Raw genomic sequence first — 15849 nt, forward strand, 5'->3', positions numbered from 1 at the left:
GCCGCGCTAGCGTCGGCCCGTGCGTGCGCCGCGGCAGGGCCAGGTCGACGTCGAGCTCGTCGAGATCGTCGGTGACGACGCCGTGCCCGAGGCCGAGCCCGGGGCCGACTGGCGTGAGCTGCTGCGGCGCGTGCCCGGACGGGCCTGGGCGGTCACGGCCGTCGTCGTGGCACTCGTCGTCGGTGTCGTCGGGGCCGTCGAGTGGCGTGCCGACCGGGCCCAGGCCGCGCGGCTCGCAGCCACGGACGGGCTCACGGTGTCCCTCGCCGAGCCGCTCGCCGAGGTGTGGCGGGCCCCGCGCCAGGGCGTGCTCGGTGTCGTCGGGGACGTCGCGGTCCTGCACGGCGGCACGAACCAGGGGGTGATCGGCGTCGGCGTGCGCGACGGCGAGGCCCGCTGGGAGCAGGGCGTCGGCGGGGCGGGCTGGTGCTGGCTCGAGCGCCTCGGCCCGGACGGCCGGCGCGTCGGCCCGTGGGGACCGGCACCCGCACGGACCGAGCCCGGCGAGGCCGTGCTCGGGTGCACCGACTCCCGCGGCGGAGGCATCGACGAGCAGGGCACCGAGGTCACCGTGCTCGACCCGGTCGGGGGAGACGTCCTGCGGCAGTTCGCACTGTCGGGGCCGGGCACGGGCTCGACCTCCGAGGTCGACGACGGCGTCGCGACGCTCGGCCTCGACGGCGAGGGCCGGGTGGTCGGGCGCCGGTGGGACCTGCTGACGGGCGCGCTGGCCTGGGAGTTCGTCGGCCCCCGCGTCGAGCAGGGGTCCCAGGGCGTCCGGACCTCCGTGGGCGAGGACACGATGACGCTGGCGTCCGGGCAGGTGTCCGTGACGCTCGACGCGGCGACCGGCGAGGTCGTCGACACCGCCGGGGGCGGTCGCCCGGCGGTGCAGGAGCTCGACCGCCTGCGGATGCCCGACGGCGGGGTCGCGATCTCGACCGCCGTCGGCGAGGAGCGCCTCGAGGTCGTGGTGCAGGACGAGGACGGCCAGCAGCGCTTCACCGCGTCCGGCTACGCGCTCCGCCCCGTCGCCGACGACGGAAGCGCCCCGCAGGCTCTGCTCCTGTCGTCGTCCGGGCGTCCCGGGGTCATGGCGGTGGACGCCCGGACCGGCGACGAGCTGTGGCGCTCGCGCGTCTCCTCCTGGCAGGTCGCGGTGCTCGACGGCCTCGTGGTCCTGCGCGACGAGCAGCGGACCACGGCGGTGGACGCGCGCAGCGGCGCGACGGTCTGGTCCCACGACGACCCGGCGCCGCCGACCGGCGTGAGCCTGCTGACGGACGGCCGGGTGCTCCTCACGCCCGTCCGCGGCGGCGACGGCTCGACCGACCTGGTGGCGCGGGTGGTCGAGACCGGCAGGGAGGTCTGGCGTGCGCCGGCGCCGGTCGCCGAGGGCTCGCTGGAGAGGCTGCCGGACGGTCGCGTGCTCGTCGTGGGCTCGGGCGAGACGGTCGTGCTGGCGCCGTAGCGGACGGCCGCCGCGCGGCGTGAACGCGTCGTCCCCCGCGCGCGGTGCGTGCGGCAGGATGTGCGCGTGAGCGCGACGACCGCACCGGCCGGCTGGACCCACACCTACTCGGGGAAGGTCCGTGACCTGTACGTCCCCGACACCGGGAGCGAGGTCGGTCGCGCGGTGCGCGAGCGGCACGGCGACGTCGTGCTCGTCGTGGCGAGCGACCGGATCAGCGCGTACGACCACGTGCTCGCCTCCGAGATCCCCGACAAGGGCATCGTCCTCACGCAGCTGAGCCTGTGGTGGTTCGCGCAGCTCGAGGACCTCGTCCCGAACCACGTCGTGACCGCCGAGCCCGGCGACGCGCCCGGTGACGTCCCGCCCGTGTTCGCGGGACGCGCGATGGTGTGCCGCCGGCTCGAGATGTTCCCGGTCGAGTGCGTCGCGCGCGGCTACCTCACCGGCTCCGGCCTCGCCGAGTACCGCGCGGGCGGCGAGGTCACCGGGATCCCGCTGCCGCCCGGGCTCGTGGACGGCTCGCGCCTCGCCGAGCCGATCTTCACGCCCGCGACCAAGGCCGAGCTCGGCGACCACGACGAGAACGTGAGCTTCGACGTCGTCGCGGGGACCGTCGGCGCCGAGGCGGCCGGGCGGATCCGGGAGCTCACGCTCGCGGTGTACGCCCGCGCCGAGGGGATCGCGCGCGAGCGCGGCGTGATCCTCGCGGACACGAAGCTCGAGTTCGGCACCGACCCCGTCACGGGTGCCGTCACGCTTGGCGACGAGGTGCTCACGCCGGACTCGTCGCGGTTCTGGCCCGCGGACGCCTGGGAGCCGGGCCGAGCGCAGCCGAGCTTCGACAAGCAGTTCGTGCGGGACTGGCTCACGTCGCCCGCGTCCGGCTGGGACCGCGCGGGGGACGCCGCGCCTCCTGCGCTGCCGGCCGACGTCGTCGAGCGGACCCGTGCCCGGTACGTCGAGGCGTTCGAGCGGCTCACGGGGCACGGCTTGGGCTGAGCCGCGGCGACGCGCGGCTGCGCCCCGGAAAGAGCGGCCGAACCGGTCGGGCCCGGGAGGGTTCACGGCCCGCGCCGTGTGCGAAGGTGGAGGGGTCGATGGCATGTCGCCTGCTCGCCCGGGGCCGGCGTCACCGCTGCACGGGCGGACCCCCGCCGGACGGGCCGGCAGCTCATGGTCGAGACCACCTACCTCGATGCGCTCGCCCTCGAGGTCGCGAGCTCGTTCGGCGACACGGCCGGCTCAAGCATCACGTTCCGGCACCACGGCGCGATGCTGCGGGTCGCGAGCAGCGACGAGGCGTCCGCACGCTGCGACCAGGTCGAGTCACGCCTGCACCACGGGCCCTGCCTCCAGGCGATGGAGAGCCAGGAGGCGGTCTTCCTGCCACGCATCGCCGACGACACGCAGTGGCCGGAGTGGCGCGAGCAGGCTCTGCACGAGGGCTACGTGTCGGCGGTCGCCGTGCCCGCGCCGGTCGCACCCGAGGTCGCCGTCGCGCTGAACATCTACTTCCGCAGCCCCGATCCATGGGACGACGAGATGCTCGCCGTCGCGCAGGAGCACGCACGCACGATCGCCCGGGCCGTGCAGAGCCGGCTCGTGGTCCTGACGGCCGCGCACGCGGCGACCGAGGTGCGGGGCGCGATGGGTGCCCGCGTCACGGTCGAGCACGCGGTCGGCGCGATCATGCACTGCAACGCGTGCTCCGCCGACGAGGCGCTCGAGGTGCTGAGGCGCACGTCCGTGGACGTCGAGGTGAGCCTCGAGGTCGCCGCACGGATCGTGGTCGGCGTCCTCTCGGGCGCACCGGTGGGGTCGCCGACCCGGCTCGACGAGCGCTGAGACCGTCGCTGGGCCACGATCGAGGGACCGATGGAAGGGGTGCCGTGGAACCGGTTCCTGGCACGGTCGAGCTCCTGCGCGCACTGCGTGCGTCGGACGCGGGGGACGTCGAGGGCGCGCTGCGCGAGCTCGCCGCGCGCGTCGCCGAGGTCGTCCCGTCCTGCGTGGGCCTGAGCCTGAGCGTCGCGCACGGAAAGCTGACCTTCACGCTCGCGTCCACGGACGGGACGACGGCGGCGCTCGACGCCGTGCAGTACCTGGTCGGCGGCCCGTGCGTCGAGACCGCGGCCGAGGACGTCGAGATCGAGCTCACGGACGTCCTGGACGAGGACCGCTGGCGGCGCTTCGCTGTCGCCGCGGCCGCGTCGGGCGTGCGCAGCACCCTGTCGCTGCCCCTCACGGTCCCCGGGATGGGGCCGGCGTCGGTGAACGTGTACGCGGCGGACGAGCACGCGTTCGCGGGCACCCGGGACGCGCTGCGCGCGGTCGTCGGCGCCGGCGTCGACGTGGCGGTGACCAACGCGGACCTCCCGTTCCGCACGCGGACCGCCGCCGGGTCCGGGCTGCAGGACCTGCGCGCGCTCGACGTGGTCGAGCAGGCCGTCGGCTACCTCATGGCGAGCGAGCAGCTCGACGCGGACCGGGCGCGCGCGCGGCTGGTCGACGCGGCGGAGCGTGCGGGGACGGACCTGGTGACGGTCGCGCGGGCGCTCGTCGGCGGCAGCTGACCGCAGGACCGCGAGTCCCCGGCGGGGTGGCGTCCCTCCGCGCCGCGCGCCATCCTGGGTGCGTCGGATCCGGCCAGGGGGTGGTCACGGTGCAGCTGTCGCTCGAACGGGCGGAGGTGGTCGGTGCCCTGCAGGACGCGCTCGTGGACGCCACCGAGGTGCGGGACCTGCTCGACGCGGTCGTCCGCCACGCCCGCACCTGCGTGCCGGCCGGCGTGGACGTCGCGGCCACGGTGCACCGGACCGGTCGCGGCCCGCAGACCGTGAGCAGCGGCCCGGCGGCAGCGTCGTGCGTCGAGGCGGAGCTCGAGTCGTACGCCGGGCCGTCGGTGGCGTCGGTCGAGGCGGGTCACCGGGTCGTGGTCGTCGACGTGGCCGCGGAGCGGCGGTGGCCGCAGTGGCGCGAGGCGGCCGCCGCGGCGGGCTACCGGACGGCGGCGGTCGTGACACGCACCGTGCGCGAGGGCTGCGCGGTCACGTTCACCGTGCTCAGCACGCTCGACGGGCCGTGGGACGCGGACGCACTCGTGCGCACCGAGCTCTCCGTGCAGGAGGTCGCGCGCGCGCTCCGCATCTGCCTGCTCTGGACGGACCGCGCGGAGCTCGCGGCGGACCTGCGCTCGGCGCTCGCGGGGCGGGCCGCGATCGACCAGGCGGTGGGCGTCCTCATGGCCGAGAACCGGTGCTCGGCCGACGAGGCGCTCGCGGGGCTGGAGAGCGCGGCACGTCGTCGGGGAGTCGACGCGCGGGATGTCGCGGCGGCGCTCGTCGAGGGCGCCACCGGCGCGGCGACGGCGAGGCCGGCGGAGCTCGACGCGCGCTCGGCCGCGCCGCCGTACCGAGGTCGGCGCACGACGAGGTGACGACCAGCACCCGTGCCCTGCCCTGGGTGGGAGCTCCCGGGACGCTCCGCACGTGAGCGCCCCGGGGCGTTCACCCGCTCCACCGAGGTTGCGCGCCCGGCCGGATCCGGGCGGATGATGGACTCAGGTGCGCCGATCCTCGACTCGCCCGCAGGCTTCTGGAGCACACGGTGGATCCGATCCCCGAGACGGCACTGCTGCTCGCGTCCCTGGACGCCGGCAAGCAGGACGACCTCGTCGCGACGCTGCGGCGCATGGCGCAGGACGCGGCGCAGCTCGTCCCCTCGCTCGTCGGTCTGAGCCTCATCCTCGGGGAGCACGGCCTGACGCTGACGCTCGTGGCCCCCCACCTCGTCGCGCACGCGCTCGACGGGGTGCAGGACCTCTTCGGGGGTGGGCGCGGCCCGGCGGCGCTCGACGGGCGGGAGGACGCCGTGCCGGACCCCCTGAGCGAGGAGCGCTGGGCGGAGCACGCGCAGGCCGCGTCGAGCAACGGGGTGCGGAGCAGCCTGTCGTTCCCGCTCGACGGCAGCGCGGCGCCCGGCGGCTCGCTCACGCTGTACGCCGCGGACCCCGGGGCGTTCGACGGGCAGGAGGACGCCGTGCGCCGCGTGCTCGGCCTGCCGCGCGGGCCCGGTGTCACCAACGGCGACGTGCCGTTCCGCAGCCTCGCCGACGCACGGGACGCCGTCGAGCGGCTCGCGGACCACGACCTCGTCGAGCGTGCCGTCGGCTTCGTGGCGGCCTCGCGGCTGGTCGGCATCGCGGAGGCCCGCGTGCTGCTGCGGGCCGCGGCGCTCCGGGCGGGCGTCGAGGTCGTGCTGCTCGCTCGCACGATCCTGCACGGCCCCGGGGGCTGGCCCGTCGACCTCGACCACGGGGTCGTCGGCCCGCCGGGCGCAGGGCCTGACGGCGACGGGCACGACGACGGGCACGGTGACGGGCACGACGACGGCGACCTCGACGCGGGCCCGCACGGCACCGTCTGACCATGCAGGGCACCCGACCCGTGGTGTGACGTGATCGCGGTCCGCGGACCCGCCGGCGAAGGTTAGGCTTACCTTTGCACGCACGTCCTGGGGGTGGGCCGAGCGCGCACCCCCTCGTCGAACCTGAACGGAGCCACCCGTGCCTGCACGCACGACCCGCCGTCGGCCGCTCGCCGCCGTCGCCGCGACCGCCGCGGCCCTCGCCCTGACCCTCGCCGCCTGCGCGTCCGACGACACCGCGGCCGAGCCCGAGGAGACCGCCGGCGGCGCGTTCCCGGTGACGATCGAGTCCGCGCTCGGTGACGCCGTGATCGAGGAGGCGCCCGAGCGCGTCGTGACGCTCGGCTGGGGCTCGGGGGACATCGCGTACTCGCTCGGCGTCACACCCGTCGGCGTCGAGGAGGACACGTGGGGCGGCGACGAGGACGGCTACCAGCCGTGGCTGCGTGCCGCGATCGAGGCGGACGGCGGCGAGCTGCCGACGACGGTCCAGATGTACCCGGAGCTCGACGTCGAGGCGATCGTCGGCCTCGAGCCCGACCTGATCCTCGCGCCGCAGTCCGGCCTCGAGCAGGACGTGTTCGACCAGCTCGCCGAGTTCGCGCCCGTCGTCGCCTACCCGGGCGAGCCGTGGCAGACGACCATCGAGGACCAGGTGCGGATCTCCGCCGAGGCGCTCGGCGTCCCCGAGAAGGCCGACGCGGTGCTCGAGGCACGCGAGGCCGCGCTGACCGACGCCGCCGCGGCGCACCCCGAGTTCGAGGGCACGACGTTCGCCTACGTCTACGGCGGCACGCCCGGCACGCTCAGCGTCTACCTGCCGGGCGACACGCGCGTGTCGCTGCTCACCGGCCTCGGGCTCGAGCTCGCGCCGTCCGTCGCGGGCCTCACGGCGAGCGAGGGCACGTTCGCCGCGACGCTCGGCCTGGAGAACGCCGACCAGCTCGCCGACGCCGACGTGCTGTTCACGTGGTTCAACGACGAGACCGAGCAGCAGGCCACCGAGGCGCAGCCGCTGTGGCAGCAGATCCCCGCGTTCCAGCGCGGCTCGTACCTGCCGATGCTCGACACCCAGCTCGGGATGGCCGTCTCGGTCGCCTCGCCGCTGAGCATCCCGTGGGCGCTCGACACGTACGTGCCGCAGATCGCCGAGGCCGTCGCGGCCGTCCCCGCGTCCTGACCGCCGCCGCTGTCGTGCCGGCTCCGGAGCGCCTTCGCGGCCCCGGACCGGCGCGGCCGCGGGGCGCCCGGACACGCACCCCCCGGACGCGCACGCCCTCGACACGCACCCCCCGGTGACGCACCCATGAGCACCCTCGACGCACCGCCGTCGGCCCCGGCCCGGCACGTCACCCACGTGCGGGGCTCGCGCGCGCGCTCGTGGTGGCTCGCGGTCGGGCTGCTCGCCGCCGCGGCGCTCGTCGTGGTCGCGTGCGCGCTGAGCGTCACGGTCGGCTCGAAGGCCGTGCCGCTCGGCGACGTGTGGGGTGCGCTCGTCGCGCCCGACGGGTCCTACGCGTCCGTCGTCGTGGACTCGCGCCTCCCGCGGACCGTGCTCGGGATCCTCGTCGGTGCCGCGCTCGCCGTCGCCGGGGCGGTGATCCAGGGCATCACGCGCAACCCGCTCGGTGACCCCGGGCTGCTCGGCGTCAACGCCGGCGCGGCCGCGTCGGTCGTGGTCGTGACGGCCCTCGCCGGGGCAGGCGCCGGGCGGTCGGTGTGGGCGGCGGTGCCCGGCGCGCTGCTCGCCGCGGGCGCCGTGTACGCGATCGGCGCGGGCGGGCGCGGGCCGACGCCCGTGCGGCTCGTGCTCGCGGGCGCCGCGGTCACCGCCGCGCTCGTCGCGCTCGTCGAGGCGATCTCGCTCGCGAACCCCACCGTCTTCGACAGCTACCGCGTGTGGGCCGTCGGGTCGCTCGCCGGGCGCGACGCCGGGGCGACCACGCGCATCCTGCCGTTCGTCGTCGTCGGGCTGCTGGTCGCGCTCGCGCTGTCCCGCGCGCTCAACGCGCTCGCGCTCGGTGACGAGGCCGCGACGTCGCTCGGGCTGCGTGCCGGGCGCACGCGGCTCGCCGGCGGGTTCGCCGCGGCGCTGCTCACCGCCGCGTCGGTCGCAGCCGTCGGGCCGGTCGCGTTCGTCGGGCTCGCGGTGCCGCACGTCGTGCGCGCGTTCACCGGGTCCGACCACCGTTGGCTCCTGCCGTACTGCGCGCTGCTCGGCCCCGTGCTCGTGCTCGGGTCGGACGTCGTCGGGCGCGTGGTCGCCCGGCCCGGGGAGCTCATGGTCGGCGCCGTGACGGCGTTCGTCGGGGCACCGTTCCTGGTCGTGGCCGTGCGGCGGGGGAGGGCCGGGCTGTGAGCACCGGCACCGCCGCGCCGAGGCTGCTCCGGGTCGGCGACCGCGTCGCGCTCGTGACGAACCCGCGCGCGGTCGGGGTCTGCCTCGTGCTCGTCGCCGTCGCGCTCGCCACCGTGCTCGTGACGCTCACGATCGGGGACCTCGGCGTCCCGCTCACCGAGCTGCCCACCGTGCTCGCGGGCGCGGGGAGCCGCGCGCAGGACTGGGTCGTGTTCACCAACCGGCTCCCGCGGCTCGCGGTCGGGCTCGGCGCCGGGGCGGCGTTCGGCGTCGCGGGCGCCGTCTTCCAGAGCGTCACGCGCAACCCGCTCGGCAGCCCCGACGTCATCGGGCTCGGCGCCGGTGCGGCGGCCGGAGCGGCGGCGGCGGGGCTCGTCTGGCCCGGCGTCGTGCCCGTACCCGTGGGGGCGCTCGCCGGCGCGTTCGTCGCGATCGTGGCCGTCTGGCTCGGCTCGGGGCGGGGGTTCGCGGCGCCGTACCGGATGGTCGTGACCGGTATCGCCGTCGGGGCGATGGCGCTCGCGTTCGTGCAGCTCGCGATCCTGCGCGCCTCCCGCGAGGACGCGCAGGTCGTCGCCGCGTGGCTCAACGGGAGCCTCGGCTCGCGCGGCTGGTCGGACGCCGCGACCGTCGCCGTCGCGCTCGTCGTGCTCCTCCCGCTCGCGCTCGCGCTGAGCCGCCGCCTCCAGCTCGTCGAGATGGGGGACGACGCCGCGACCGGGCTGGGCGTCGACGCCGGGCGCACGCGCACGCTCGCGGTGGTCGTCGCGGTGCTGCTCACCGGGGCGGCCGTGGCCGTGTCCGGGCCGGTGGCCTTCATCGCGCTGACCGCCCCGCAGATCGCCCGGCGCCTCACGCGCTCGTCGGGCCCCGGCATGGTCGCCGCCGCGGTCACGGGCGCGACGCTGCTCGTCCTCGCCGACCTGCTCGCGCAGCGGCTGCCGTTCGGGGTGCAGTACCCGGTCGGGATCGTGACCGCCGGCCTCGGCGGGCTGTACCTGGCGTTCCTGCTGGTCCGTGAGTGGAGAAGGGGTGCGGTGTGACGCCGACGACGACAGCGACGGGGCCGGTCGCGCCGGGCTCCTCGGCGGCGCCGCTGCGCGCCGAGCACGTCACGCTCGCCTACGACCGGACCGACGTGGTGCACGACCTGTCCGTGACGATCCCGCGCGCGTCGTTCACGGTGATCATCGGGCCCAACGGCTGCGGCAAGTCGACGCTGCTGCGGGCCCTCGCGCGCACGCTCCGGCCGCGCACGGGCGAGGTCCTGCTCGACGGCGAGCCGCTCGCCCGGCTGCGCTCGCGCGACGTCGCCCGCCGCCTCGCGCTCCTGCCGCAGAGCCCGCTGGCGCCCGAGGCCATCACGGTCGGCGACCTCGTCGCGCGCGGCCGCTACCCGCACCAGGGGCTGCTGCGCCAGTGGTCGGCGGCGGACGCGGTGGCCGTCGCCGACGCCCTGCACGCGACCGAGGTCGCCGAGCTGCGCGACCGGCTCGTCAGCACCCTCTCGGGCGGCCAGCGGCAGCGCGTCTGGCTCGCGATGGCCCTCGCGCAGGGGACCGACCTGCTGCTGCTCGACGAGCCGACGACGTTCCTCGACATCGCCCACCAGTTCGAGGTCATGGACCTGTGCGCGCGCCTGCACGAGGAGGGCCGCACGCTCGTCGCGGTGCTGCACGACCTCAACCAGGCCGCCCGGTACGCGACGCACCTCGTCGCGATGAAGGACGGCCGGGTCGTCGCCGAGGGCACGCCCGCCGAGGTCGTCACCCCCGAGCGGATCGCCGAGATCTTCGACCTCGCGTGCCGCGTCGTCGAGGACCCCGAGACCGGGACGCCGATGGTCATCCCCGCGCGGCGGCCGGTGCGCTGACCGGATCGCGGGCGGAGGCTTTCTCGCTCCCGCAACGCTTTATCAACTCTTGTGAAGATGTTCCCCGGTTGTGAAGTTCGCGCCATGGACCGAGCGCGAAACCCCTACACACCGAACGCCGGTGCCCCGCCGAGGTACTTCGCCGGACGTGCGACGGAGGTGGAGGACTTCCGCATCCTTCTCCGGCGCCTCGCCGCCGGCTACACCGAGCAGTCCGTGGTGGTGACGGGTCTGCATGGCGTCGGCAAGACCGTGCTCCTTGGTGAGTACCGCCGTATCGCCGATGAGGAGGGTTGGGTCGCGATCGATGCCGAGGTCTCGAAGAACACCGAGTTCGGGCCACAGATGGCCAACCTGGCTCGCCGTGCGCTCCTCCAGGTCTCGCCGCGAGTTCGTTGGGGTGACCGAGCCCGCGCAGCGGCCGCGACCCTGAGGTCCTTCTCCTTGACGGTGCAACCGGACGGCTCCCTCACGGGGGGCCTCGATGTCGAGCCGCAGTGGGGCAAGGCCGACACCGGGATCCTGAACGACGACCTCGCCGACGTGTTCGAAGCCGTCGGAGAGGCCGCGAAGGAGACCGACCGCGGCGTCATCTTCTTGTTCGACCCGTCGCGGACCGGCCGCCCGGGCCGCCCGGGTGCCGCCGCTCAGCCCAGCCCGGCGGCGCGCGCCTTGATCGCCGCCTGCATGCGCGACGTGCAGCCGAGCTTCGCGAGCACCCGCGACACGTGGGTCTTCGCGGTCGCCTCGGTGATGACGAGCGCGGCCGCGAGGTCGGCGTTGGACAGCCCGCGCGCGAGGCAGCCGAGCACGTCGCGCTCGCGGGCGGTCAGATCGGCCCAGCCGTCGATCTGCTCGGGCGTCGCCGCGGCGACGGGCGGCGGCGCGACGAACGCCGCGAGCAGCCGGCGGGTCACCTCGGGGGCGACGACGCCCTCCCCGGCGGCGACCCGGCGCACCGCGTCGAGCAGCGCCGCGGCCTCGGTGGACTTGAGCAGGAACCCGGCGGCCCCGGCGCGCAGCGCACCGAACACGTACTCGTCGAGGTCGAACGTCGTGAGCACCAGCACGTCCGCCAGGCCCTCGCCGGTGATCGTCCGGGTCGCCTCGATGCCGTCGGTCCCGGGCATCCGGATGTCCATGAGCACGACGTCGGGGCGCAGCGCGCGGGCGTTCGTCACGGCCGCGGCGCCGTCACCGGCCTCGCCGACCACCGTGATCGCCGGGTCGGTCTCGAGCATGAGCCGCAGCCCCGCGCGGATCGCGGCGTGGTCGTCGGCGACGAGGACCCGCACCGGCGCCGCGCTCACGCGGTCGCCCCGAGCGGCAGGGACGCCACCACGGACCAGCGGGCGTCGCCCGCCCAGCCGGCGGCGAACCGCCCGTCGAGCGCCTCGGCGCGCTCGCGCATCGTGACGAGCCCGAGCCCGGACCCGTCGGCGCCGGCCGGGGGCGGTGGTTCCGCGGCGGGGGAGCCGGGGGTCGGCGCGGCCGACTCGACCGCGAGCTCGAGCGCCCCGTCGTGTACCTCGACGGCGACCCGCACGTGCGCCCCGGGCGCGTGCTTCGCGGCGTTGGTGAGCGACTCCTGCAGGATCCGGTAGGCGGCCTGGTCCACCGCGGAGGGCAGCGCCGGGAGGTCGTCGAGCATCGTCCCGTCCCACGTCAGGGTCAGCCCGGCGGCGCGCGTGGCGGCGACGAGCTCGGTGGCCTCGCGCAGCCGCGGAGCCGCCGCCGTCGGGTCGCCCGACGCGGCGCCGTCGGCCCGCAGCAGCAGGATCATCGAGCGCATCTCCTGCAGCGACGTGACGCTCGCGGTGCGGACGGCCTCGAGCGCGGCCCGGTCGCGGGCAGCGGAGCGCGGGTCGCCGGGCGGCACGGCGAGCGCCGCCTCCGCGTGGATCGCGATGGCCGAGAGGTTCCCCGCGATCGCGTCGTGCAGGTCGCGGGCCATGCGGGCGCGCTCCTCCGTCACGAGCTCCGCGGCCCGCAGCGACGCGAGCCGGCGCTGGTCCTCGGCGCGCTCGGTCGCCAGGTCCGCGAGCTCCGACTGCCGCCGCACGGCGGTGCCCCACCACAGCGGCGTGCCGATGAGCGCGAAGTACTGCAGCGCGAGGAACACCGTGGTCTGCGCGTCGTGCGTGACGCCCCACACCAGCGCTGTCCCGACGCCGCCGAGCGCGACGACGGCCGAGCGGAGCACCGCGGCGGCCCGCGCGCGGGCGTGGATGGCCGCCGAGTAGATGAGGTCGACGAGCACCACGATGACGCCGATGCTCCCGCCGAGGTACGCGTCGACGACGAACAGCACGACGCCCGCGAGCAGCACCCCGACGGGCCAGCGCCGCTTCACGACCATGAGCGCGCAGCCGACCGCGAGCAGGGCGAGCGGCACCGCGGGCCCGGGCGGCCGGTGCTCGGCCAGGTCGCTCCACACGCCGTCGATCCCGACCGCGATCGTCAGGAGCCCGACGAGCGCGACCGCCCCGGCGTCGAGGAGGTCGCTCGTGCGCTCCGACGCGCGCACGCGCCGGTACCAGGCGGCGTCCGGGACCCTCATCGGGCCATCCCAGCACAGCACGCGCCGGGGGAGGTCCGACGAAGGATGTACCCGGCCGCCGCGCGTCGCGCCTTTCGCCCGACGACGCGGGACCCGCGCCCGCCACACGCTCGGCGCATGGCCCCTGACCTGCTCGGACAGCTCGTCGTCCTCGCCCTGATCGACAGCACGAGCTTCGGCACGCTGCTCATCCCGGTGTGGTTCCTGATGGTGCCCGGGCGGGTGCGCGCCCGGCGCGTGCTCGTCTTCCTCGGCACGGTCGCGACGTTCTACCTCGTCGTCGGGCTCGTCCTCATGTCCGGGGCGCACGCGGCGCTCGGCGACGGGTCGCGGCTGCGCGAGGGGACGGCGGGTTCGGTCGTCCAGCTCGTGCTCGGCGGGGCCCTGCTGGCCTGGGCGCTCGCGTACAAGGCCCCGAAGGCCGACGCCGGCGGGGCGGACGCCACCGGCGCGACGGGCGGTGCGGGGGCGGGCGGCGCCGGCGTGGTGGTCGACGCGCGCCGGCTCGGGAGCGGGGACGGCGCCGGCCCCGGCGTGGCGGGCGGCGCGGGCGGACCCGCCACGGCGACCCGGCGGCAGGGACGCGTGACGCGCTGGCGGGACCGGGCGATGAGCGGCGAGGCCGGCGGCGTCGGGGCGCTCGTGGGCCTCGCCGTCGCGGCGGCCGCCGTCGAGCTCGGGTCGATGCTGCCGTACCTCGGGGCGATCGGGCTGCTCACCGGCTCGGGGCTCACGTGGCCCGAGCGGGCGACGGTGCTCGTCGGCTACTGCCTCGTGATGATCCTGCCCGCGCTCGTGCTGCTCGCGGGGCGCCTGGTCGCCGCGGGCGCGGTCGAGCCGCTGCTGGGGCGGGTCGCCCGCTGGATGGAGCGGTCCGCCGGGGAGACGACGGCGTGGGTCCTCGGCATCGTCGGGTTCCTGCTCGCGCGCGACGCGCTCACCCGGCTCCCGTGGGTGCTGGACGCGCTCCGCACCGCCGGCTCCGTCGCGGGGATCGGGGACTGAGCCGGGGTTCCCGGGCGCGGTGCCCGGCTCAGCGGGAACGAGTCCGGGACGTGGAGCCGGTGACCGCGACACGGTCCCGACCGTCGGCCTTCGCCTCGTAGAGCGCCGCGTCCGCCGCGGCGTACAGCTCCCGCAGGGTCGTCTTGCCCGACGCGTGCGCCACGCCGATGCTCACGGTCAGCGGGACCGGGCCGTCCGCGGTGCGCAGCGGGCTGTCGCGCACGAGGCGCACGAGCTCCTCGGCGACCCCGATCGTCGCCTCGCGGTCCCACCCGGGCAGCAGCAGGGCCATCTCGTCGCCCCCGAGCCGGGAGGCGATCCAGTCGCGGTCGGCCCGGCGGCGCAGCAGGTCCCCGACGTGCGCCAGGGCGTCGTCGCCGACGGGGTGCCCGCGCTCGTCGTTGATGACCTTGAACCGGTCGAGGTCGAGGACCAGCAGGCCCGTGCCGGCACCCGTACTCGCCAGGGCGCACGCGGCGGCGTCGTCGAGCACCCGTCGCGTCGCGAGCCCCGTGAGCGCGTCGACGGCGGCCTGCTCGGTCAGCCGGGCCACGAGCCGGTCCTGACGCTCGCCCGCCTGGACCAGCACCGCGGCGACGACCGTGAGCATCGCCCCGATGTACGCGAGGTCGGTCGCGGCGCGGCCGGGCGGCAGCAGCGAGAACACGACCCAGGCGTTGCCGAGCACGGCAAGCACGGTCACGAGCGCGACCGGCCGGCGGCCGAGCTGCGACGCGGCGAAGACGACGGGGAACGCGAAGAACGCCTGCGCCGAGGCGCTCGCGTCGTGGGTCACGACGTCGAGGCCCGCGATGATCGCGACCCCCACCACCGGCGTGAGCAGCCAGGTCACGGCCGGCGCGCGGTGCCCGTGCCGGTAGAGCGCGAGCGCGAGCGCGAGGACGACGAGGTTGACCACGACCACGACGACCTGCGCGACGAGCGACGACGGGCCCTGGCCGAGTGCGGTGAAGACCAGCGTGACGACGGCGCCGACCGCGACGAGGACCGCCGCGGCGCGTGCTGCACCACGCGGGTCCCTCGGCCGGCACGCCTCGTCCCATGACACGTCCTCTCCATCGGCCGCCGCCTCCCCGGGCTGAGCGGCCCGACGGCTGAAGGGCCGGCAGCGGACCACCGGGGGTGGGCCGGCAGCGGACCACCGGGGGGCCGGCGGCGGACCGGCGGCGGACCACCGCCGGGCCGCCGCCTGCGCCGATGAGTTCCGGCGCCGCCGTCCGTCTGCCCCCGTGACCGCCGGACGGCCGCCGCCGCCCGCCCGCGACACCCCGGAGGACCCGATGACCACCGCACCGGACCGACCGACCACCCTCGCGCCCGGCCGCCCGCTCGTGGTCGACGCGGCGACGTGGCAGGCCGCGCGCGACGAGCTCCTGGTCCGCGAGAAGGCGCACACGCACGAGGGCGACGCGATCGCCGCGGCGCGCCGGCGGCTGCCGATGGTCGAGCTCGACCCGACCGTCGAGGTCGTGGGACCCGACGGGCCCGTCCCGTTCCTCGACCTGTTCCAGGGGCGCGACGAGCTGCTGGTCTACAAGCACATGTGGCACGACGGCGCGCCGCACCAGGGCCAGTGCGAGGGCTGCACCGTCTCGGCGTGGCACCTGCGCGACACGTCCTACCTGCAGGCCCGGGGGGTCTCGTTCGCGGTCGTGACCACCGGCGCGTGGGACGAGGTGGCGCCCTTCGCCGACTTCATGGGCTACACCCAGCCCTGGTACTCGGTGCGGGGTCTCCCCGAGCCGGTCGGCGGCGAGATGGGGATGTTCGCAGTCTTCCTGCGCGACGGCGACCGCGCGTTCCTCACCTACGACACGACCGGGCGCGGCACCGAGGTGGCCAGCGGCTCGTTCGCGCTGCTCGACCTGACGCCGTACGGGCGTGGGGAGGCGTGGCAGGACACCCCCGAGGGCTGGCCCGAGGGCCGGGGCGCCTGCTGGTACTGGCGCACGGACGTCGACGGCAACGGGACCTGGGGAGGGACGGGCCGCCCCACGCCGCAGTGGACCCGCCCGGGCGCGACCCCGGAGACGACTCTCGGGCGGCACGGGGACCACCACTGACGGTGGCGTTCGACGGCCCGTTCGACGGCCGGTCGACGGCGTGCCCACCCGGTCCCCGTCGGGGCCCTG

The 15849-nt window shown here is 76.4% G+C and carries 15 protein-coding genes and 1 pseudogene; 13 read left to right on the forward strand and 3 right to left on the reverse strand.

Annotation, left to right across the window (positions count from 1 at the left end; translation table 11 throughout):
• Nucleotides 1-19: 19 nt before the first annotated feature.
• From ACWFNE_RS14180 to ACWFNE_RS14230, 11 genes and pseudogenes are all read left to right on the forward strand, one after another.
• Nucleotides 20-1471, forward strand: a complete 1452-nt coding sequence (locus ACWFNE_RS14180) for an outer membrane protein assembly factor BamB family protein (protein ID WP_452123069.1) — start codon at nucleotides 20-22, stop codon at nucleotides 1469-1471.
• A 60-nt stretch (nucleotides 1472-1531) separates the two neighbouring features.
• Nucleotides 1532-2473 carry a phosphoribosylaminoimidazolesuccinocarboxamide synthase gene (locus ACWFNE_RS14185; protein ID WP_452123128.1) on the forward strand — a complete coding sequence of 314 codons (942 nt, stop codon included), beginning with the start codon at nucleotides 1532-1534 and terminating at the stop codon, nucleotides 2471-2473.
• A gap of 174 nt (nucleotides 2474-2647) precedes the next feature.
• Entirely contained in the window at nucleotides 2648-3319 is a 672-nt protein-coding gene (locus tag ACWFNE_RS14190) for a GAF and ANTAR domain-containing protein (RefSeq protein WP_452123070.1), read from the forward strand.
• Nucleotides 3320-3363: 44 nt separating this feature from the next.
• Complete coding sequence (locus ACWFNE_RS14195; RefSeq protein WP_452123071.1) at nucleotides 3364-4047, forward strand: ANTAR domain-containing protein; 684 nt, start codon at nucleotides 3364-3366, stop codon at nucleotides 4045-4047.
• An 89-nt stretch (nucleotides 4048-4136) separates the two neighbouring features.
• A complete protein-coding gene (locus ACWFNE_RS14200; protein WP_452123072.1) occupies nucleotides 4137-4910 on the forward strand; it encodes an ANTAR domain-containing protein in 774 nt (257 codons plus the stop codon).
• 170 nt (nucleotides 4911-5080) lie between these two features.
• Nucleotides 5081-5899 (forward strand): ANTAR domain-containing protein, encoded by an 819-nt coding sequence (locus ACWFNE_RS14205; protein ID WP_452123073.1) that lies wholly within the window; start codon nucleotides 5081-5083, stop codon nucleotides 5897-5899.
• A gap of 139 nt (nucleotides 5900-6038) precedes the next feature.
• Nucleotides 6039-7079, forward strand: a complete 1041-nt coding sequence (locus tag ACWFNE_RS14210; RefSeq protein WP_452123074.1) for an iron-siderophore ABC transporter substrate-binding protein — start codon at nucleotides 6039-6041, stop codon at nucleotides 7077-7079.
• Between the two features lie 126 nt (nucleotides 7080-7205).
• On the forward strand, nucleotides 7206-8258 hold the full coding sequence (locus tag ACWFNE_RS14215; RefSeq protein ID WP_452123075.1) for a FecCD family ABC transporter permease: 1053 nt from the start codon (nucleotides 7206-7208) through the stop codon (nucleotides 8256-8258).
• Entirely contained in the window at nucleotides 8255-9301 is a 1047-nt protein-coding gene (locus ACWFNE_RS14220) for a FecCD family ABC transporter permease (RefSeq protein WP_452123076.1), read from the forward strand. The genes ACWFNE_RS14215 and ACWFNE_RS14220 overlap by 4 nt, the downstream gene beginning before the upstream one ends.
• Nucleotides 9298-10131: an ABC transporter ATP-binding protein gene (locus tag ACWFNE_RS14225; RefSeq protein ID WP_452123077.1), complete on the forward strand. Its 834-nt coding sequence runs from the start codon at nucleotides 9298-9300 to the stop codon at nucleotides 10129-10131. Before ACWFNE_RS14220 ends, ACWFNE_RS14225 begins: the two co-directional genes overlap by 4 nt.
• An 84-nt stretch (nucleotides 10132-10215) precedes the next feature.
• Nucleotides 10216-10725, forward strand: a pseudogene (locus ACWFNE_RS14230) (ATP-binding protein); the annotation flags it as partial.
• Between the two features lie 53 nt (nucleotides 10726-10778).
• On the opposite strand, the gene ACWFNE_RS14235 reads toward ACWFNE_RS14230, so the two are convergent.
• On the reverse strand, nucleotides 10779-11372 hold the full coding sequence (locus ACWFNE_RS14235) for a response regulator (protein ID WP_452123129.1): 594 nt from the start codon (nucleotides 11370-11372) through the stop codon (nucleotides 10779-10781).
• A 65-nt stretch (nucleotides 11373-11437) separates the two neighbouring features.
• On the reverse strand, nucleotides 11438-12691 hold the full coding sequence (locus ACWFNE_RS14240; protein ID WP_452123078.1) for a sensor histidine kinase: 1254 nt from the start codon (nucleotides 12689-12691) through the stop codon (nucleotides 11438-11440).
• Between the two features lie 117 nt (nucleotides 12692-12808).
• On the opposite strand from ACWFNE_RS14240, the gene ACWFNE_RS14245 reads away from it, so the two are divergent.
• Nucleotides 12809-13696, forward strand: coding sequence for a GAP family protein (locus ACWFNE_RS14245; RefSeq protein ID WP_452123079.1), 888 nt, complete (start codon nucleotides 12809-12811; stop codon nucleotides 13694-13696).
• Between the two features lie 28 nt (nucleotides 13697-13724).
• Here ACWFNE_RS14245 and ACWFNE_RS14250 read toward each other — a convergent pair whose 3' ends face one another.
• A complete protein-coding gene (locus tag ACWFNE_RS14250) occupies nucleotides 13725-14765 on the reverse strand; it encodes a GGDEF domain-containing protein (protein WP_452123080.1) in 1041 nt (346 codons plus the stop codon).
• A gap of 232 nt (nucleotides 14766-14997) precedes the next feature.
• Here ACWFNE_RS14250 and ACWFNE_RS14255 point away from each other — a divergent pair, with 232 nt between their 5' ends.
• On the forward strand, nucleotides 14998-15780 hold the full coding sequence (locus tag ACWFNE_RS14255; protein WP_452123081.1) for a DUF899 family protein: 783 nt from the start codon (nucleotides 14998-15000) through the stop codon (nucleotides 15778-15780).
• Nucleotides 15781-15849 lie beyond the last annotated feature (69 nt).

The organism is Cellulomonas sp. NPDC055163, from assembly GCF_053607065.1.

Bases quoted from the DNA above. Each gene is read 5' to 3' on its own strand.
- ACWFNE_RS14190 (WP_452123070.1), top strand. From the start codon at position 2,648: ATGGTCGAGACCACCTACCTCGATGCGCTCGCCCTCGAGGTCGCGAGC.
- ACWFNE_RS14215 (WP_452123075.1), top strand. From the start codon at position 7,206: ATGAGCACCCTCGACGCACCGCCGTCGGCCCCGGCCCGGCACGTCACC.
- ACWFNE_RS14235 (WP_452123129.1), bottom strand. From the start codon at position 11,372: ATGCTCGAGACCGACCCGGCGATCACGGTGGTCGGCGAGGCCGGTGAC.
- ACWFNE_RS14240 (WP_452123078.1), bottom strand. From the start codon at position 12,691: ATGAGGGTCCCGGACGCCGCCTGGTACCGGCGCGTGCGCGCGTCGGAG.
- ACWFNE_RS14245 (WP_452123079.1), top strand. From the start codon at position 12,809: ATGGCCCCTGACCTGCTCGGACAGCTCGTCGTCCTCGCCCTGATCGAC.
- ACWFNE_RS14255 (WP_452123081.1), top strand. From the start codon at position 14,998: ATGACCACCGCACCGGACCGACCGACCACCCTCGCGCCCGGCCGCCCG.